17 protein-coding genes, 1 tRNA gene and 1 pseudogene are annotated in these 19,470 nt (G+C 51.7%); 8 read left to right on the forward strand and 11 right to left on the reverse strand.

Going from position 1 to position 19,470, the window contains the following annotated elements:
* Positions 1 to 54: 54 nt before the first annotated feature.
* The gene (locus PN498_RS05155; protein WP_272061645.1) at positions 55 to 1,890 is read left to right on the forward strand and encodes an ABC transporter ATP-binding protein; all 1,836 of its coding nucleotides are present in this window, start codon (positions 55 to 57) and stop codon (positions 1,888 to 1,890) included.
* 370 nt (positions 1,891 to 2,260) lie between these two features.
* Positions 2,261 to 3,469: a histidine phosphatase family protein gene (locus PN498_RS05160; protein ID WP_272061647.1), complete on the forward strand. Its 1,209-nt coding sequence runs from the start codon at positions 2,261 to 2,263 to the stop codon at positions 3,467 to 3,469.
* An 85-nt stretch (positions 3,470 to 3,554) separates the two neighbouring features.
* On the opposite strand, the gene PN498_RS05165 is transcribed toward PN498_RS05160, so the two are convergent.
* Positions 3,555 to 5,642 (reverse strand): S8 family serine peptidase, encoded by a 2,088-nt coding sequence (locus PN498_RS05165; protein ID WP_272061649.1) that lies wholly within the window; start codon positions 5,640 to 5,642, stop codon positions 3,555 to 3,557.
* Positions 5,643 to 5,896: 254 nt separating this feature from the next.
* On the opposite strand from PN498_RS05165, the gene PN498_RS05170 reads away from it, so the two are divergent.
* The 3 genes from PN498_RS05170 (at position 5,897) to grxD (ending at position 7,324) form a co-directional block, all read left to right on the forward strand.
* Positions 5,897 to 6,487 (forward strand): hypothetical protein, encoded by a 591-nt coding sequence (locus PN498_RS05170; protein WP_272061650.1) that lies wholly within the window; start codon positions 5,897 to 5,899, stop codon positions 6,485 to 6,487.
* A 194-nt stretch (positions 6,488 to 6,681) separates the two neighbouring features.
* A complete protein-coding gene (locus PN498_RS05175; RefSeq protein WP_272061651.1) occupies positions 6,682 to 6,942 on the forward strand; it encodes a BolA family protein in 261 nt (86 codons plus the stop codon).
* A 58-nt stretch (positions 6,943 to 7,000) separates the two neighbouring features.
* Entirely contained in the window at positions 7,001 to 7,324 is a 324-nt protein-coding gene (gene grxD / locus PN498_RS05180; protein ID WP_272061652.1) for a Grx4 family monothiol glutaredoxin, read from the forward strand.
* Between the two features lie 409 nt (positions 7,325 to 7,733).
* Here grxD and PN498_RS05185 read toward each other — a convergent pair whose 3' ends face one another.
* From PN498_RS05185 to PN498_RS05215, 7 genes and pseudogenes are all read right to left on the reverse strand, one after another.
* Positions 7,734 to 8,048: a hypothetical protein gene (locus PN498_RS05185; protein ID WP_272061653.1), complete on the reverse strand. Its 315-nt coding sequence runs from the start codon at positions 8,046 to 8,048 to the stop codon at positions 7,734 to 7,736.
* Between the two features lie 206 nt (positions 8,049 to 8,254).
* Entirely contained in the window at positions 8,255 to 9,103 is an 849-nt protein-coding gene (locus PN498_RS05190) for a glycosyltransferase family 2 protein (protein WP_272061654.1), read from the reverse strand.
* Positions 9,100 to 10,125 carry a glycosyltransferase family 2 protein gene (locus PN498_RS05195; protein ID WP_272061655.1) on the reverse strand — a complete coding sequence of 342 codons (1,026 nt, stop codon included), beginning with the start codon at positions 10,123 to 10,125 and terminating at the stop codon, positions 9,100 to 9,102. The genes PN498_RS05190 and PN498_RS05195 overlap by 4 nt, the downstream gene beginning before the upstream one ends.
* A gap of 74 nt (positions 10,126 to 10,199) precedes the next feature.
* Positions 10,200 to 11,912 carry a diflavin flavoprotein gene (locus PN498_RS05200; RefSeq protein WP_272061656.1) on the reverse strand — a complete coding sequence of 571 codons (1,713 nt, stop codon included), beginning with the start codon at positions 11,910 to 11,912 and terminating at the stop codon, positions 10,200 to 10,202.
* 59 nt (positions 11,913 to 11,971) lie between these two features.
* Positions 11,972 to 12,202: a hypothetical protein gene (locus tag PN498_RS05205; RefSeq protein ID WP_272061730.1), complete on the reverse strand. Its 231-nt coding sequence runs from the start codon at positions 12,200 to 12,202 to the stop codon at positions 11,972 to 11,974.
* Positions 12,133 to 12,444: pseudogene (locus PN498_RS05210) on the reverse strand (nucleoside deaminase). Before PN498_RS05210 ends, PN498_RS05205 begins: the two are co-directional and overlap by 70 nt.
* Positions 12,445 to 12,544: 100 nt before the next feature.
* Positions 12,545 to 12,631 (reverse strand) — tRNA-Ser (locus tag PN498_RS05215).
* A gap of 310 nt (positions 12,632 to 12,941) precedes the next feature.
* Here PN498_RS05215 and mazG point away from each other — a divergent pair.
* On the forward strand, positions 12,942 to 13,793 hold the full coding sequence (mazG, locus tag PN498_RS05220; RefSeq protein WP_272061657.1) for a nucleoside triphosphate pyrophosphohydrolase: 852 nt from the start codon (positions 12,942 to 12,944) through the stop codon (positions 13,791 to 13,793).
* A 31-nt stretch (positions 13,794 to 13,824) separates the two neighbouring features.
* On the opposite strand, the gene dacB is transcribed toward mazG, so the two are convergent.
* The 3 genes from dacB to PN498_RS05235 all read right to left on the reverse strand — a co-directional run bounded on the left by dacB (position 13,825) and on the right by PN498_RS05235 (position 18,024).
* Entirely contained in the window at positions 13,825 to 15,264 is a 1,440-nt protein-coding gene (gene dacB / locus PN498_RS05225) for a D-alanyl-D-alanine carboxypeptidase/D-alanyl-D-alanine endopeptidase (RefSeq protein WP_272061658.1), read from the reverse strand.
* Between the two features lie 10 nt (positions 15,265 to 15,274).
* On the reverse strand, positions 15,275 to 16,414 hold the full coding sequence (locus PN498_RS05230) for a succinylglutamate desuccinylase/aspartoacylase domain-containing protein (protein WP_272061659.1): 1,140 nt from the start codon (positions 16,412 to 16,414) through the stop codon (positions 15,275 to 15,277).
* 167 nt (positions 16,415 to 16,581) lie between these two features.
* Positions 16,582 to 18,024, reverse strand: a complete 1,443-nt coding sequence (locus tag PN498_RS05235) for a pyridoxal phosphate-dependent decarboxylase family protein (protein ID WP_272061660.1) — start codon at positions 18,022 to 18,024, stop codon at positions 16,582 to 16,584.
* 212 nt (positions 18,025 to 18,236) lie between these two features.
* On the opposite strand from PN498_RS05235, the gene petJ reads away from it, so the two are divergent.
* Positions 18,237 to 18,566, forward strand: coding sequence for a cytochrome c6 PetJ (gene petJ, locus PN498_RS05240; protein WP_272061661.1), 330 nt, complete (start codon positions 18,237 to 18,239; stop codon positions 18,564 to 18,566).
* Entirely contained in the window at positions 18,535 to 19,455 is a 921-nt protein-coding gene (locus PN498_RS05245; RefSeq protein WP_272061663.1) for a tetratricopeptide repeat protein, read from the forward strand. Before petJ ends, PN498_RS05245 begins: the two co-directional genes overlap by 32 nt.
* The last annotated feature ends 15 nt before the right edge of the window (positions 19,456 to 19,470 follow it).

The raw sequence follows: 19,470 nt of genomic DNA on the forward strand, positions 1-19,470 counted from the left end.
GGCGCGGTACACATTACCTTTCGCTAGTTCCTTTTACTGCTTTCCTCCTGCACTATGTCCAAAAAGAAACCTAAAACCCTAGGCACAGCACTACCCAGCATCATCAAAATCCTGCGGCATTTTTGGCCTCATCTGCGGCAGCAGCAGCGGCTGATCTGGACAGCGTTCTTCGCCTTGTTTGCAGAGACCGCCATGCGACTGCTGGAACCCTGGCCCCTGAAGTTAATGTTTGACCGTGTTATCCTGCCGGGATTCCAGGTCGAGACCATAGGTATTCGCGGCTTAGAGGGACTGTCACCCGTCCTTGTCTTGACCCTCCTTGCGATCGCCTTAATTCTCATTGCTGCACTCCGAGGCATGTTTGCCTACCTCAGCGCAGTCAACATGGCAGTCGCCGCCACCCATGTCATGACGGACATCCGCAGCACCCTCTACAGCCATATTCAGCGGCTTTCCCTCTCCTTTCACAATCAGGCCAAAAGCGGTGATCTGATCACCCGTGTCACCTATGACATTGAACGCCTGCGAGAGGTCACCGTCGTGGCAGCCCTGCCCCTGATCGCGAACACTGTGACGCTGTTGGGCATGGTTGGCGTCATGATCTTTCTGAATTGGGAATTAGCAATAATCGCGATCGCCATCCTGCCCCTCTTCCTGATCACCACGCGCCACATGGGCAACAAAATTCAAGTCGTGGCGCGACGACAGCGTAAACGAGAAGGAGCCATGGCGGCCTCTGCCGCTGAAGCGATCGGAGCCATGCAGGTCGTGCAGGCTCTTTCCCTCGAATCCATGCTGGAACAAACCTTCAGCAAGCAGAACCAGAAGAGTCTTAAGGAAAGTGCCGAAGCCCAACGGTTGCGAGCAGGGCAAGAGCGTTTAGTCGAAATCCTGGTCGCGATCGCCACTTCTCTGGTGCTTTGGCGGGGTGTCCAACTGACTCTCCAAGGCGCAGTCACCCCCGGCGATTTGCTAGTCTTCATCACTTACCTCAAAGTTGCCTTTAAACCGATGCGCCAGCTGGCCAAATATACCGGACAAATCGCCAAAGCGACCGCTTCCGGTGAACGCATCATCAGCCTGATGGAGATTCAGCCCGACGTGCGAGATCTGCGGGGTGCCCTTCCTGCGCCCGCTTTTAAGGGGGCCGTGCGCTGTGAAAATGTGACCTTCGCCTATCGATCCAATCAGGGCATCCTACGAAACCTTAGCTTTGAGGTGCAGCCAGGACAGCGAGTGGCGATTGTCGGTCCCTCTGGCAGCGGCAAATCCACCCTCGTCAGCTTACTACTGCGGCTCTATGATCCCATTGAAGGCAGCGTCTGCATTGATGATCATGACCTGCGAGAATACACCCTCGCTAGCCTGCGACCTCAAATCAGCATCGTCCTGCAAGACAGCATTCTCTTTGCGGCCACCGTGCAAGACAATATCGCCTACGGCAACCCCAGCGCCACCGATGAGGATATTATCGCCGCCGCTAAACTGGCCAACGCCCATGATTTCATTACTCAACTACCGGATGGCTACGACACAATGCTGGGCGAGCGAGGAGCAACCCTCTCCGGTGGTCAGCGCCAGCGAATTGCGATCGCCCGTGCCGCTGTCCGCAAAGCCGCCATTGTCATCCTCGACGAACCCACCACCGGTCTCGACAATGCCAGCGAATGGGAAGTAACTGAAGCCCTGCATCGGCTGACCCAAAACTGCACCACGTTCTGGATTTCCCACAATCTTCATACAGTTCAAGATGCTGACCAAATCTTCTATCTAGAGCAAGGCCAGCTATGGGAGCAAGGAACTCATAGTGACCTCATGGAACTTAATGGTCGCTATGCACGACTGTATCGTATGCAGGAAAATCAACGTCCCCTTGCTTTGGTTTCGTAGCTTCTCAGCACGAGATCTAACGGCAAGTTACAGCAGGTCTTACAGGATGTCGTCCAGTTATTGCACAATTTCCCCCCAACATCATCTACCCACAAATCATCTCAGAGTTAGATGAAACCTTAGGGGAGCTACATCACCCTATAACGAACGTCATCGCTTAGAGTAATCCGACAATTTGTCCCCGCATATACGGGGATATTCGATTATACGTCTAATTTTAAAAGCCTCCATCTCGTTAAACCACGATCGCAAGTAGCGTCTCATCTTTAAAAACTGGAATAGCGCATCAAAAGAGGACACTTCCTGCCAAGTCCTTGCATCGGTATTGGTTCATCCGATTTACCGTCTATCCCTTAGTTCTTCTAAATCTATGATTGCTCAACTCAAACAGCTACAAACCCAAACCTCCCTTCCTGGCTATGTTTTACCACCTGTCCCTCAGACAGGAACCCGTGTCATCCTTCTCCGCCACGGTCGCAGCACCCTCAACGACCAAGGACGCTACCAAGGCAGTTCTGACACCGGAGAACTCACCCCAGAGGGTATGGCGGCCTCTCACGCAATTGGTCGCTATCTCAAGCAGTGCCCCGTTGATGCCATCTACGTCAGTCCCCTCAAACGCGCTCAGGATACAGCTGCTGCCCTCCTACCTCACCTCACAACCCCTCCCCTCAAAAATCTCAGCACCTCAGACCTGCTGAAAGAAATTCACCTTCCAAGTTGGGAAGGACAGCGTTACGAAGACGTGCGATCGCATCAGCCAGACCTCTATCGCTGTTGGCAAGAAACGCCTGATCAGTTTCAGCTCTCCTCAGGAGCCTCCACCGTCTATCCCGTTCAAGACCTCTACCAGCAGGCACAGCGGTTTTGGCAAACCATTCTGCCTCGCCACTCCGGCCAAACTCTATTAGTTGTGAGTCACGGCGGCACCAATCAAGCCCTGATTAATACCGCCCTGAAATCATCCGCTAGCCAACACCATCTCCTACAGCAAACCCATAGTGGTCTCACCGTGCTCGATTTTCAGACACCGACTGACGAGTTCGCCCAGCTTCATCTCTTGAATCTCACCCTCAACAGCGACGCTGCGGCTCCTCGTCTGCCCAAACTCAAAGCAGGCAAACAAGGACTGCGCTTGCTGCTGCTGCCTTGTCAGCCTGGCATTGCTCCTGATCCATCCTTAGCCACCCTACTCAGCTCAGAACCCATCCAAGCTGCAGTAGTTCAAGATTGGCAAGACCCAACCCCCCGGCCCCATCAGCATGTTTGTCGCCAAGTCGCGAAAACCGTGCTGTGCCAAAACCCTGAAACCGTGGTCCTATCCGTGAAGCGATCGCACTTCTGGCCGCAATGGCAAGCCGCCATTGAAAATTCCCTCCATGCCCAACAGCCCGGTACGCTGACAACCCTGTTAGCGATCGCGCAACCTGCCTCAGTTCAACGGTTCCTCAACACCCTGCTCGCTCTCCCCGAGGACGCCAGCAGCCTCACCCTCCAGCCCAACACCCTGAGCGTCGTCCACTATCCCAACGCTCAAACCCGGCCCATCCTTCAAGGCATGAACCTCATTGCCCTGTAGATTCTATTGCAGTAAGAGCGGACTTAAGGACCTGTAGCTTTAGCCATCTAGGCTTGTGTTCTGATTGGACGAACAAAGCCCGCTCTTACCGCAGTGCCAACACCAATCGCCAGCCCAACAATCGCCCCGTATGCCCCGCCGCGCGATCGCTCACCCTTAGTCGCCAACGTCCTCTCGCAGCTGCATCAATCACCCTCATCAAGACAGGCGTGTTGCTCAAGTCATACCGCTGATCGAGCGTTTGCTGCTGGCCCAACGAGCGTCCCTGCAACAGCACTTCTCGTCCTCCAGGCGGCTGTAAAAGCACCATCACGTCCCCTAAAAACGTGTGCTCCAGCTTCACCTCAACAGAGATATCCTGCACCACGCCCTGCTCGTTACAGAGTAGCGATCGCACCGCCCCCTCAACCTGATTATCTGGAATCAGCACCGCAGCCGTATCCTTCAAATCCACCGTATTGCGGTAGCTACGGCCCTGCCAGAGTCTTCGCTTAGCCTCTTGCACTGCCTTGAACGCATTCACCCGACCATAGCCGAACCATTGGGAATGCCCATTGTTGTCATAGGTGCCATGTCGCAAACCGAGCTGTGGATCTGGATCCGAGTCCACCACTTTGTCAGCCGTCTGCTGCAGAATTTGTTTGACGTCCCGAGCGGTCAGATTGGGATTCGCCGACAGAACCAATCCCGCCACTCCGGCCACCACCGGACATGAGCTTGACGTACCGCCAAACGTGTTGGTGTAGGCGTCTCGGTTATAGCCCGCAGCGCCCGTGCGATCGCTCGTCACCATACCTCGTCCCACAATTCTGGAGGCAATAATCGGTCCCGTTTTCACCGAACCCAACTCTGGCAGGGCCGCTGCTGGATGCGCATTATTGCTAGGAGCCGCCACCGAAATGTGTTTTCCCCAACTGCTATAAGCCGACTTGGTATTCAAGCTGGTACAGGCCGAAACGGCGATCACATCTGGATGGATGGCAAAACCGCTCAGCCATTCCGTTGGCCCTCTTAATGCATTACTCGGCCATCCTCGCTCATTGACTGTGCCACTAACCGGTCGATTGGCATTGCCTGCCGAAAAGACAACCACACAGCCCTTGCCACCTCGTCCTGTCGTCGCCGCTTGCGTTAGCGCATTGCTCTGGCGGATTGACAGTGGAAAATTCACCGATGCTGGAGACCAGCTACAGGAAATGACCGCAGCCCCCTTTTGAACCGCCCATTGAAAAATGCGTTCAACCGATTCATCGTCTAGAAATCCCGTGGTTCGAATGGGCATGAACCCGCAACCCGGCGCTACCCCAACAACTCCCGTTTGGTTTTCCTCCGCGATCGCTAAACCGGCACAAGAGGTTCCGTGATTTTCATCCGCCGCTGTAGGCAGTGGCACTGCATCCCGCGCCTTCAAATCCATCGGCGCAACGATTTTGCCCGTCCCTTGCAAATCAGGATGGTCTAAATCAAATCCATCATCGCTGACGGCAATCACGATAGATCGGCTCCCCCGAGTCAAATCCCAGGCCTGCTCAACCGAAATATGAGCGTCTGGCCTGATATTCGATCCCATCGTCGATGTTAGATGCCACTGCTGACCAAACAGCTCATCTTGAGGACGATACAACTGCTCCGCTTCCACTACCACATTGGGTTCTGCTGCCAGCACCTCCGGTAGCCCAATCAACCGATTCGCAATTTTGATAGGATTCTCTGTCGCCTGTCGAGTTACCAAATAAACAAACGCATTGGGAATGCCGGTCAGGGCGTGTGATTCTGATAGCCCATACTGCTGTGTCAGCGATCTCCCAGTTGCCACAGTCACCGTCGGGGCAAACTGCACCGTCATTTGGTCTGTCAGATACAGCCACGTTTTTGGACTTGAGACGGGCTGATAGACCCGGCTAGCAAACTGCACCCACTCATGCGATCGCGCCGCCGTCAAGCAGTCCTCCAACCGCGTAGTCGCAACCCGCCATTCCACCAGCTCTCCCCGGGCCACCGGACGCACCGACAGAGGCTCAATCACAGGCCGCAGTAGCTCCACTGCATCAGGCATTGTCAACCGGGTCGTAAAGCGATCGCGCACCCGCATCAACAGCATCTCCGCCCCGCCCCGCTGCAGCGTCAGGTAGTTCTCCGAATTATTCTGATCCGAATTATCTTGGTCGGTCATCAACGCCACCTGTCCTCAAATCCAATAGCTTTTTCCGGATGTCAGAGTCCTGCTGCCCGGTGGAACATCCTCCACAACTCCACCGTCTAACAGGTCACAAATCCCCTAAGAATCAACATTTCGCCGTGAAGTATCCTCCAACTTTAGCCAATGCAATCCACGACAGCTTCGTCCCATTCGCAATTAGTCACAAGCAAAGTGGTAAGATACCTCAGTATTTTTTGAATATCCAGTTTTTGAACTTAGGTTCCCTCATGGCTGTACGTTCCTTTCTCCGTCCTCACAAGACATTTCGCTGGTTGGGTAGTGGGTTCCTAGCCATGACCTTGGTGGGTGCTCTGGCATCGGCAACCCCTGCTCAAGAGCCTGCTGAGCCTGCCCCCGCTGACGAAACCGAAGAAGTCGAAACCCCTTCAGAAGTGCGTCGCCTGGATCAGATTTCTGATAGTGACTTCAGTATCGTCTATGCCGACCAGCTGACAACGGAAGCCACTGATGCGATCGCCGACCAGCAGTTCCTGACCGCGATCGACAAACTGACGGAAGCTCGCGAGCTGTACAATCAGCTCTCTCTCTATTACCAAGAGCTAGCTGAAATGTTCTTCGGCATCGACACCCGCCAAAACCGCAGCAACCGAGAAAAAGCGATCGAAACTGCGCAAAAGCGCGATCAGGCAACTTACCAACTGGCCCTAATCCACCGCACCCAAGACGATCCTGAAAAAGCAGTTCCCTTGCTGATGGAAGTTTTGAGAAGTCAGCAGCCTACCCGAGAATTAGGACAGCAGGCTTACCAACAGCTCTACGAACTCGGTTTTGTAGAAGCGCCCTACGAATTCCGATAAAAAGTCTTGTGCTAACAATGTGGCATTGAGGAAAGTCCTAGAGTACGAACGCATGGCTCAGACGTACGACGCACTTAAGATTCTCCATAAGCTGTTCCTACGTCTAGCCCTTGCTAAACTCGTCCTAACGGAGTGCAGATCTCAGCAATCCTGAATGAATTGATACAGTAGAACAAAACTGCCAGGGAAAAAGTATGGTCACTGCAGAGCAAGTTGTCTCTATGATTCAAGCAGGCATTCCCGATGCCGAGGTTAAGGTCAACGATTTGACAGGCGGCGGCGACCATTTTGAAGTCACAGTGGTTTCAAATGAGTTTGCGAATCGATCGCTGGTTCAGCAGCATCAGCTAGTCTATAAAGCTGTGCAATCCGCGATGTCAAGCGAGGCAATTCACGCCCTTGCCCTGAAAACCTACACGCCTGAAACGTGGGACAGCGTTAGCCAGCGTGCCTGATCATTGACTGTTAGCGATCGCTCAATATCAAACACTCAATTCCGCGAGGTACATTAGCATGACCCCCGAAGTTAAAGAACGCATAGAAACCCTGATCAACCAAAGCAAGATTATGGTTTTCATGAAGGGCAATAAACTGATGCCCCAATGTGGTTTCTCTAACAACGTCGTTCAGATTTTGAACGTGTTAGGCGTCCCCTTCGAAACCTTCGACGTTTTATCCGATCCTGAAATCCGTCAGGGCATCAAAGAATATTCCAACTGGCCCACCATCCCCCAGGTTTATCTCAATGGTGAGTTTCTGGGTGGCTCCGACATTTTGATCGAGCTATATCAAAACGGCCAGCTTCAGGAAACCGTCGAAGTCGCGCTTGCGTCATAGCTCAACCCAGCCTTAATCCAATACCTTACAAAAGCAGTGAGATGTTTTGATCCCGCTGCTTTTTGTTATGGCCGTCGCCAGTGACGTTAGGGCAAGACAGCGAGTTATACAGCAACGCGCTAGGCACCAAGATGCTCTGGGTGCACTAACCTAGACGACTCTGAGGTAGCAAACGTGCAATTTGAGTCAATTTAAGCCCTTGTTGATTGACGGAATAGTTGCCCAAGCCAGCAGCCACTCAACAAAAGAATGTGAATTCCAGCTGCAAAAGGGGCAGCGTAAGTGTAGCTACGAGCCACTGCTACAGCCTGAAAGACTTGCTATACAAGGATTTTGTGTCAGTTCTTTTGAACTACACTCTTAAGAGAAACTAAGATTTTCTCTAATCGCTGAACGAATGTACTTTGTTTCAGGCTTTGCCTCTAACCGTATGGCACTTCGTTGCAGTTACGCTGTCACTACTCCAGTTAGGGACAGTAAGGGTGCTGAAGTAAGGATGACTTTTCAGTAATTCTTTAACAGCCTCCCAGGCAATGATCGTGTCAATATTGTTAGTCCCGTGCATTTCAGTCAGGCGACTGGCATGCTCTAAAGCAGCTTTGAGTCGGGAGCCAAAGGCTGATCGAGAGGATGACTGCTTTTGTCGCTGTCGCGATGTAGAGAGTGCAGACGCTGTTGTGCAGATACGGGTTGTATAGGCCATGGTGAAAATCATCTTTGCCATAACTGTTAGCAGCCTATCAATAATTTCCGCAAATGAGAACACTGACAATATATAGAATTCGACTATGACTGATCAGCTTTCTTAACCTATTGGCGCTAAGTGGAATAGTTGCAACGCGAACAAACTTTCAGTAGATACTCAAAAACTAAACGACCCCAAATTGCAGCTTGCTGACCTTAAGGCTTAGATCGCTAAAGCTATCAAGATCAGCCGATTTTAGCCTTCGTTGTCCTTTTCCTCTGCCGCCATCGCTTGAGCGCCAGATATCTTTCTAATACCCACTGCTCCCAAAGGGGACGGTGTTTTTGATAGTAGTATCGTTGGCTGTGGCGGTATGTCTCAGCCATTTTTGTCGCCGCTTGGGCGACTGAATATCCCCCCAAATGGACCAGCGACACCTCCGGCGTGTAGAGCAGCTGATAGCCCAGTTCTCTGACTCGCTGACAGAGATCAGACTCCTCAAAATACATAAAAAAAGCTTCGTCAAATCCGCCCACTGTTTCAAACAGCGATCGCCGCATCAGCATCGCCGCCCCAACAATAATATCCACATAGCGATCGCTGCCATATTGCTGAGCCAGAGCCGGTCGATTGCGAGGATTTCGATATTGTCGAACCTGCTGCAACGTTTTGAATTCGCCCCAAAGACCAATTTCGTGAGCGATCGAGAGTTGAAAGCTACCATCCTGATTGATCAATCGCGGTCCCACCATGCCAATATCAGGAGCGCTCTCCAACTTCGCGATCAGCGCTGGCAAGATATTATCCGTGAGCACCGTATCCGAATTGAGCAAAAATAGAGAGTCGCCCGCAGCGTGACGAACCCCAATATTGTTAGCTGTGCCAAAGCCCCAATTCTGAGTTTGACGCAGCAGCTTCACCTGAGGAAATTTGTCAGCAATGAGTTCAGGACTGCCGTCCTGGGATGCATTGTCCACCACAATCACTTCAATATTAGGTGACTCAATGTAAGCAAAAATTGAGTGCAGACAATCCACAATGACGTGACAGCCGTTGTAGTTGACGATGATGATAGAGACTTCAGTTCGACTCATCCAATCCTTTTTCCAGTCAGCTTTTTAGTCAATAGAGTCTTGATTTTTATCACGTCAAAAATCACCTTATTAACCAGCAGGCGTAAAGTAATTCCCTGAGCACCATATCCCTTTAGAAAACTCTGAAGGCCCAGCTTGAGAATGGAAAATCCAAAGTCTATCCTATTAGCATGAAAAGGATTCGTTCGATCAGATTCCAAGCTTGAAGAAAAACGCTGATAAAACGCCTCACTTAACTGCCGATGAATCGGATAACTCTTCAACGTTAAGCGGCCTTTTTTCGCCAACCAAAGTTCTAACTCTTTGCGGATAGTTCCAGCTTGTTTTTCAGCACCCACCACATTGCTGGCGTGCTGCCGATACTGCACTAGCGGTTCTCGAATATGAACAATGCGTCCCTTTTGTGCGGCGACGAGAGCCAGCCAGTGGTCATGGTACCATCCTCCCATTGAAGGCAATTTTGGAAACGGTAACACATCTGGAACCAAGCTTTTCCGAATCATGACGGTGCAGCCCGTCACCGTATTTCTTAGCAGCAATAGCTGAGGACTGAGCCTTTCCGGCTGACGTTTCTCGTAATCCCAAACTGAACCATGAAGCAGCTGACCCGTGGCATCAATTAGTTCTAAATCAGAATGGGCTAGCAAAGCATCCTGCGCCTCAAGTTCTGCCAGGAGCCGACTCAGCTTTTGTGGATACCAAACATCATCCTGATCCGAAAAGGCAAGATGGGTGACGGTCGGATCTTGGCTGAAGTAAACTAGGCCAGATTCAAAGTTGTGGTAAGCGCCTAAATTTTTAGACTGAGCACGATAGATAAAGCGATCGTCATTGCCAATGATTTCAACAATGTGCCGTCGAATTGTTTCGCTAGAGCCGTCATCCAAAACGAGACAACTCCAATTGGCAAAGTCCTGATTTTGGATTGACACTATTTGCTGTTCAAAGTGAACGCGATCGCAATTGTAAGTAGCCAGGACAATGCCTACTCGAAACGGTTGAGTGTTCAGCAACTCGGACATAACCGACCAGAATAACCAGGCGAGGTAACCCTAACCCTATGCAAGAGATTGTACGAGGCTTTTCGAATAATGCGTCAGTAGTGTGTGCCCGTTTTCCGATGATGCACGGCTGTTTTAGCATTCGTTTCCAAAAGTTCTCCCGCATTCACCTTGGCATAGACCACCCAGTGATCCCCGCACTCCATGCGATTAGCGACTTCGCATTCCAAATAAGCGATCGCCTGCTTCAGGATGGGACAACCGTTTTGTCCCTCCATAGTCTCGACGCCCTCAAAGCGATCTTCGCCTGGCCCAAACGGTTTCAAGAAATGCTTCATCGGACCCAGGTGCTGCCCTTCCGCCAAGATATTGAGCGTGAAAGAGCTGCCCGTATGCAAAAGCGATTCGATTGCTCGATCCTTGGCAACCGCTACCGTAAAACCCGGCGGATTAAACGTTGCTTGCGAAACCCACGACGCCAGCATTGCACTAGTTGCATCACCCTTTCGAGTCGTTGCCACACAGAGAGAACCCACCAAGCGACCCACCGCTTGCTCTACCGAACTGGCCGGCGTGCGGGGTGCTTTAGCGCGTTTCACCTTCTTCAAAGCTTGGGCAAAATCAGTTCCGACCTCTTCACAATATTGCAGCGTCGATTCAGTCGGCTTGAACTTAACTCGAATGGGATCAAACGCCAGACTGTAGCCGCCATCCTTCAGCTTGTTTTCCAGCAGATCGATCGCTTCACCACTCCATCCAAAAGAGCCGAAGACTCCGGCCACCTGAGTCTTCGCAGCCGTTGAAAGAATAATCCCCAAAGCCGTTTGAATCTGAGTTGGGGCATGACCACCCAGCGTTGGTGACCCAATGAGAAATCCTGCTGATTTTTCCAGCGCCGCTTTAATGTCGTCAGGATCGGCCTGTTCTGCGTTAATAGATTCCACCGCAACGCCTGCCTTGGTGATTCCCCTAGCCAGCGTTTGAGCGATCGTGGCCGTATTGCCATAAGCCGAAGCGTAGATCAACGTCACCAAAAGATCTTTGCCCTTTTGCTGCTGGCTCCACTCCTGATAAGTGTGAAGCAATTCGTTCATGGTGTATCGCACAGCGGATCCATGAACGGGCGCAAACATGCGAACGCTAAGGGACTCCAATTTTTCCAGTGCGGTACTGACCTGACGAGCATTGGGAGCCATGAGGCAGTCGAAGTAATAACGACGATCCTCCAGCATTTCTTTCCAGTTCAAGTCATAGACCGAGTTGTCGCAGCGATGCATGCCAAAAAACTTGTTGCTGAACAGAATTTGGGTGTATTCGTCATAGGTCCACAGTCCTTCCGGCCAGCGTGGTGTTGGCACAGGGACGAAACGCAAGCAGTGCCCTTGCCCCAAATCAATCTCAGCTTCGCCCCCTTTGACCACTTGAATCTTCGGAGCCTGACCTTCCAGCAGGTCTTCCAGCGCTTTAGCGGCTGGATTAGAACAAACAACAGTCGCGTTCGGTGCCTTCTCCAACAGCACTTTGAGCGTTACCACCCGGTTAGGGTTGATATGACCCAACACGATGTAATTCAGTTTGCTGGGATTGATCTGCCGCGTCAATGTTGATATGAAACTTTCTGTAAAAGACTCCCCCGGAAAATCAATCAGCGCCTTGCGATCGCCCCGAATCAGGTAGCTATTTGACGTTGTTCCGCGTTCCAGAGCATATTCAATTTCAAATCGCAGTCGATTCCAGCTGCGAGACCTCAACACCTCGGTATCAGCGGCGATCGACAATACTTGTACATCACGCGGTGGAGTCGTCATGGCTTCATCCCCAGGGGCTGATCGATAACATACTCTTCCATCATAGAGTTTGCTGGGGATCAGTACGCTTGCTGGTTGGGATGAGATTGCCAAGCTTCAAACGCCGCGATCGCCGCCTCCCCCATCATGGGATACATGGGCATCTGCCGCTGGCCTCTAGGTTTCGCCAACTCATCGTAAAAAAAACTGGCTGTTGAAGCCAAACTGAGCAGCAACCTCCTTACTGTTGCCGTAGTAGACTCGCTCCAGCCGCGCCCAATAGATTGCCACACATAGGGCAGGGTTCGCAACTGGTGTAGAGTTCACAGCTAGCCAAACTCCATCGCCCAAGGTGACTACATGCCTAACGGATTGCCGTCATTTCAGCATGAGCGGTTGGGTCGTTTACAGACGTGACTTCATTCATGCCCCGACCAATAATCTCGCCAGCTTGCACCACCACAGCACCGTAAGGACCACCCCGGTTGGAGTCCATCGCTTCAAAAGAAAGCGCGATCGCGGCTTCCACAAACGTTCGCTTTTCCGCTTCCATAACGTGCTTTTTACTAGCGTGGAGAAAATCGTTTCAAAACAAACCTTGAAGCCCCATAGAAAAGCTTCGAGATTCACAATAGTAGGTCAATAACTTGGAACGGAGAGGGAGGGATTCGAACCCTCGTTAGAGTTACCCCTAAACAGCATTTCCAGTGCTGCGCCTTAAACCACTCGGCCACCTCTCCAAATTGTGTTGCGAATGTCCATACCGAACGAATCGCAGAGTCTAATCCTACCAAACAATGGACAACTTGGCAGAGGCATCAAATAAATGAATCGAGGCGAAATCTAGACGTCTTGAAGCTTAGGTTCTGCCGCTTTCGGCCCCTCTAGACCGAACACGATGGATATCACTTGGGTCTAAATTGCGATCGCCCAAAAATTTCAGAGTAGTCGCGGGTCCTGACTCTCTACCCAACCCAACTGTCCCGCTGCGAAAGCTACCCCTAGCGCTAGCCATATCTGCTAGAAAAGGAGGGTCGAAGGGAAGGGATTATGACAGACAGAACACTAGGATCCGTAACGCCGATATTGACGGCACTTCAGCGATTGATCAGCGTGGTGGCTCAACTCCGAGATCCTGAAACGGGCTGTCCTTGGGATTTGAAGCAGACGGCAAAGACACTGATTCCCTATGTGATTGAAGAAGCCTATGAAGTCGTTGATGCAATCCAAGTGGGGGACAAGGCAGCGATCGCAGAAGAACTTGGCGATCTGCTCCTACAAGTCGTTTTGCAGGCTCAAGTCGCCCAAGATGAAGGTGACTTTGACCTGAGCACGGTTGCCAATGGCATTGCTGACAAGCTGATTCGTCGCCATCCCCATGTGTTTAGCGATGTGCAGGCAGATACCCTCGAAGAAATTCATCAGAATTGGGAGCAGATCAAAGCTGCTGAGAAAGGCGAGATTCACGATCCGACTCGTCTTTCGCCCAAACTGCACAAATACAGCCGCACCCTGCCCCCTCTGATGGCCGCCAACAAGATTTCCCAGAAAGCCGCCAAAGCGGGATTTGAATGGGACTCAGTCGATGGGGTATGGGAGAAGTTTCATGAAGAGTTGGATGAGTTTCGGACGGCGATCGCCCAGGAACCCAAAGACAATCAGCTGGCGGAACTCGGCGATATTCTCTTCACGCTGGTCAACATCGCTCGGTGGCACGATCTCGACCCATCCGAAGCCCTCCAAAGCACCAACCGTCGCTTTATTCATCGGTTTGAACAGGTCGAAACTCTGGCCGGGCGCCCCCTCACGGACTACACGCTAGATGAGCTAGAGACGATGTGGCAACGAGCAAAAGCACAACTGGCCAAAGCACCTCTTTCGTCCAGTGAAGATAATTCTTGAAATGGGGGTAATTCCCAAGATGAGGTTCGGCTTAATGGCAGTGTTCAAGGTTGGCTATTTCTAACACAATGTCGTCAATGAGTGATCGAGCAGTGCTGCCCCGCTCGTTGATGTTATTGAGGAAAATGCTGAAGGCCAGCGGAGAATAATTCTCCGGGTCGAGATATCCAGCTAAGGCAAAGTTGCGGCTGATGGCCCCTGATTTGCCAACCAGTCGCCCCTCAACAGGCGTATCCCGAAAGCGATTGCGAAGGGTGCCGCTACGCCCCGCGATCGCCAGCGAGTTCCGATACGTTTCAGCCTGCGGCGATCGCGTCATGCCTTGAAGCACATCGACCATTGCCGCAGGTGTAATGAGATTTTTCCGCGCTAGTCCTGAGCCGTCAAACATGACAACCTCAGCTGGGTCGAGACCCAAATCCCGAAGAATCGCCAGGGTAGCGGCAATGCCTGCCTCAGTAGCGTCAGTAGCATTTACCTGCTGGCGTCCCAGCTGCTTGAGCAGGGCTTCGGCATACAGGTTATTGCTGTTCTGGTTAGTGGGAATCAGTAGCTCCGCCAACGTGGGTGAAGTAGCAGCAGCAAGCTCAGTCCAAACAATCCCCGTTGGTGGTGGTGCGAGTCGAGTCTGCCGTACAAGAATGTCGCGTTCGACCAAAGTCCTTCGAAAAGCATCGAGAAACACCTCTCCCGGATTGGGAATTGCGATCGCGACAGACTCGGGGTCAGTGCCTACGACAAGCTGTCCCCAAACCCTCAAGATCGGCAGCCCCAGTGACCGTCCAGCCCGGACGAACTCCGGTTCACCCGCAGCTACTGTTCTCGAATGGTTCTCCACAATCCAGCGGCCTTCCTGAGCCGGGTCATCCCAAACGACCTGTAGAGGTTCGTCCACGGCTTGGGGCAATAGACTAAGTCCCAACTCGTTTTCATTCAAAATAAGGGCATTGGCGGGAGCGCCATATCCGGCCTGGACGTCTTCCCATTCCCAGTTTGGGTTTGTGCTTGTGCCCACAAAAGCGCTGTCGTCGCCGTACAGCGCGTCAATTTCCTGCACATTGCGCTGCACGATCTGATCCGCCAAATCATCTAGAGTGGACTGATCGAAACTGGGATCACCCTGTCCGATGACCTGCAAAATAGCCGTGCCGTCTGCCCCAATTTGTCCATACACTGGAGTTCGGAGGGTGTAGTCAGGCCCCCATTCAGTCAGAACAGCAGCGGTCGTCAGCAGCTTGAGAGTAGACGCTGGAACAAAGAAAAGGTCGCTGTCTCGCTCGTAGACGCGCTCTCCGGCCACAGTCTCTACTTGAATCCCCACGCGGGCACGGCTCAATTCGGGGCGGGCCGTGATTGCCTCGATCGCCTCCGGCAAATCAGCAACACACATCGCCGTTGCAGGAGCTGGAGCGATCGCAGTCAATGTAAGTCCCCAGCCAAACAGCGCCCACTTTTGCCAACGGTTGCTCATCACTCGTTCTTCAGCTCACTCCATGACGGTCCGGGTCCATCACCGCCAGCACATATTCTCCTTCGCTGACAGCTTGGTTCCAGCCCACATCATAGACAAGCCCTGCCTGTTGAGCACAAATGGTTTCTTCAACGGGCATTGCTCCAGTTTTACGAAGCCGTAGCAAGCTGTATAGCCAATCTCCCGGTTGAATCCGAGTCCCTGGCTGAACCCGATTTTGAATAAAGCCGCCACGGGTTGCAAAATATTTAGTCAAACGGCTAGATCGCGACAGAGGGACCGGTTTGCAGAACTCCGGTACCCGATCAACCAGCACCTTGCGATATCGCAGATAGTTTAGAATGCCCCTCAATCCTCTTTCCACTGCGACCGAATTGATCGCCATGCTGCTGCCCAGTTCCAGAGTCCAAGCCTCAACGTCAAACTGGAGCGATCGCCCCATGTCGGCAAAGGCCGTTTCAAGCGCCAACCAAGGATTGATAAAGGTTTCGTCGAAAGCATTGCCGTCAAATTTATCGAGCTGGATAGCAAAGTCGAGATCGAAATAGGGAATCGAGGACTCGCGGTCTCGAAAATAGTAGGTATACACCATGCCCTGATTGGCCGAAGTGTGCAGGTCGATCACCATGTCAGCATCCAGCGCCTGTTGCTGCAATCGCGTCCGATATCGCTGATGTAGCGGCACCCCCACCGGAGATTGTAAAGCGTCTAGTTCTACCTGAAAACTTTGGAGAATCGCTTGGCGATAGGCCCGTTGAATGGTCTCGACAGAGCTGCCAAGGTGTCTCTCTGCCAGCGATCGCGCGCCTTTGTGCACCTGCTCATAGTCCCAAAAGATGCGGTTCCAGTCTTGTCCATCGTAGGGATTGAACCGTCCGCTGGCGAAATGATGAGCACGGGTATTGACTCCAATAGGATTACACACAGGGACCAGTCGAATTTCACCACGGAGGTGTGTTTGATCCAGCGCGGTCAAGTAGCTCAACAAACGATGAATAACGACATTGCCCGCTAGCTCCGCGCCATGCAGATTGGACTGAACATAAACAATCTTCCCCGGTTGTGACCCTACAAACCGATAGACCTGAAGCGATAGCGAATCTCCCGATGCAAGTTCTAGAAGAGGGACTACAGTGACGTCAGGGTTCATTCCAGTCAACTTAGCGGTAAGGTCAATCTATTGTGTCATTTTGATAGCGCCAGGGTTAGTTAACTTCAGTCCCAGTACCGCTGCGCGGAATTCAAGTTTAAAATTGAGAATACTCTGCGAGAAGAGCAAAGCTCTACAAAATTAAGGCAGATAAGCACAGACATCAGTCAATCCGCTCTTGAGCTGTCAGCAAACCGATCAATGGCCTCAAACATGCCATCAATATCTGCTGGAGTTGTGTAGGGATTGAGAAGCACAGCCTTCAAACAGCTTCGTCCTTGGTATGTCGGCAACGACAAAAAAGCGATCGCTTGCTTCCGCAAATAAGCTTGTAGATCGTGATTCCAGACAGTCCATTGGTTTTCAGACAGCCAATCAGGACAGCCGGAAAAGCAGATCAGATTCATCTCCGGCTGGCTAATGAGTCGCAAATAAGCGCGCGCGCCAACCGCTTTGACAAAATGGTCTGTTAAGGCATAGTTGGCCGCAATGAGCTCCTGATATCCCTGCTTACCCAAATGCTGTAGCGAAAGCCAAAGCTTCAGCACGTCGGCATGGCGAGTACCCTGGACTGAAATTTCCCCCAAATTAACCCAGTCCTGCTCGGTATTCATATAGGGAGCCACAACCTGAAAATGATGCCGCAGATGCGCCATGTTACGAAAGAGAACCGAAGCGCAGGTCTTAGTAACATACAGCCATTTTTGTGGATTGAAGGTAACGGAGTCCGCCTGCTGAATCCCCTGCAGGCGATCGCAATACTGATCTGAAAACATGAGTGCCCCCCCATAGGCCGCATCAACATGGAACCAAAGGTTATGAGCCTGGGCGATCGCACCCACTTCCCGCAGTGGATCAATGTTGCCAGTGACAGTCGTGCCCGCTGTAGCAACGACAGCGAACGGATTTTGTCCCGCTTGCTCAGCCTGGGCGATCGCAGCCTTCAAAGCTTGACTATCCATTTGAGAATGGTCATTTGTTGGAATGGGAATCGCCCCATCAATCCCCAGTCCCAGCAGCATTGCCGCCTTCTTGATGGAAGTATGAGCGACTTCAGACATAAAGAAAACAGGTGGCTTCTCTTGACGCGCAATGCCCGCTTTAAGGCAGTCCAGCTTGACATTGCGGGCTACTGCTAGTGCCTGGAGATTAGCCAAGCTGCCACCGCTCACCAGAACGCCACCAGCGCGATCGCCCAAGCCAAATAGCTGTGCAATCTCTCTCAACAGCAGAGGTTCCAACCGAGAAAAGAACGGCGACATTTCCACGCTCAGCATGTTGTTATTGAGCGCCGCCACGACCCAATCTCCCAGAATGGACATCGTTGTCGGCATCGGGTCCATATGCCCCACATAGCCCGGATGGGCTGGATTCATCGCCGTTTTAAGAACCTTAGCCAGATCCGTTAGCAGGTCATCCACTGCCACGGACGTCTCTGACAGCGTGACTTGGGGCAGCTCGTCAAAGTCTGGCAATGGCATGCCATCTGCCGCTTGAGTCAAATAGTCCAAAATCTGGGTCACGACCTGGGAGAACAGGGCTTCAACCGATCTGCGGTTCTCGCCTGCTGGATGAACAAAAGCGGTTTCAGGGAGTGTGAAGGAGGACAAGATAAAAGCTCAATACAGCGTTAGGACAGTCCCTATTGTGAATGATTCCAGAATTTTGGGTTCCAGAGTATTTCCAGTATCCCCCTTTAGAATAGTTAACTTTTATGGATTGACCCCCTAGAGCATCCCATCGAGTCCTGTAAAATCTCCCGTTAGTGGAGCTTAATTTCTCCACTTACTGGATATTTTAATTTCGTTGAAAGGTGAACTGAATGAAAAAGTTTTGGGTTGGAGTCTGTGCTGCCGTCCTATGTTGGGTAGCATTCACACTACCTGTTTTGGCCGCTGATAGTGCCCACGGAGGGCAGATCTTTGCCAGCAATTGTGCCGCCTGTCATATCGGTGGGGGCAACGTTGTCAATGGAGCTAAGACGCTGAAATTGGATGCTCTGGAGAAATATGAAATGAATTCTCTAGAAGCCATCAAAACCCAGGTGACTAACGGCAAAAACGCTATGCCTGCCTTCGCCGGACGGTTAACTCCCGAAGACATTGAGGATGTAGCAACCTATGTACTTGGACAAGCTGAAGCAGGTTGGTAGGACTACGGGTCGTTTGACTCAGTCGTTTCTCGCTATCCTCTTAATCATTTTTGGTGCAATAACCTGCCCTGGAGCGGCGATCGCCGCTCCAGATTTCTTACAAACTGGGATAAACGCCCTTCAACAACAGTCATACCCAACCGCCATTGAATATCTCACCAAAGCGACTCAGCAATCTGAGAACCTGGATAAGGTCTACGGTAGCCGCTGTCTGGCCTATTTACTGTTGAACACTCCGCAGCTAGCCGAGCAAGATTGTTCCACTGCCCTAAATCTCAATTCTGATTATCCCAAAGCTTACTTCTACCGTGGCTTAGCTAGATATTGGTTAGCTCAATACGAATCAGCAATATCGGACTTTGCTCAACATTTAGAAAAACATCCTCAAGACGCACGAGCCTATTACAACAGCGGACTGGCTCAATTTGCTCAGAGCAATATTGGTGAAGCTATCCACAACTACAACATTGCTCTATCCTATTCGGCTGATCTCAATAGAATCGAGCTATCTAACCTGTACAACGATTTAGGTGTGGCTTACCTCGCAACGGCTCAGACTGATGTTGCGCTCGTCATCTTAGACAAAGCGATCGCTTTGGATTCAGAAGACCCACGAGCTTACTTCAATCGAGGCTGTATTTGTCATCACCGAGGAGACTATGGGGCTGCGCTCGAAGATTTTGACCAGGCCCTGATGCTTGATCCTGCACAGGCAGAGACATATCTCAATCGAAGTCTGAGTAAGCAGCGGCTAGGGGATAGTGCAGGGGCGATCGCCGATCTCGAAGCCGCCATTGAAACATTTCAAGTCCAGGACGATTGGTCTAATTATTATCGGGCAAAGCAGCGCCTACAGTATTTGAAGCAGCCACAGAGCGCAATTGGCTAACGCCCGCCCCCTCAC

Origin of the sequence: Oscillatoria sp. CS-180 (assembly GCF_028330965.1) — a bacterium.
In the GTDB taxonomy this organism is placed as follows: domain Bacteria; phylum Cyanobacteriota; class Cyanobacteriia; order Phormidesmidales; family Phormidesmidaceae; genus Halomicronema.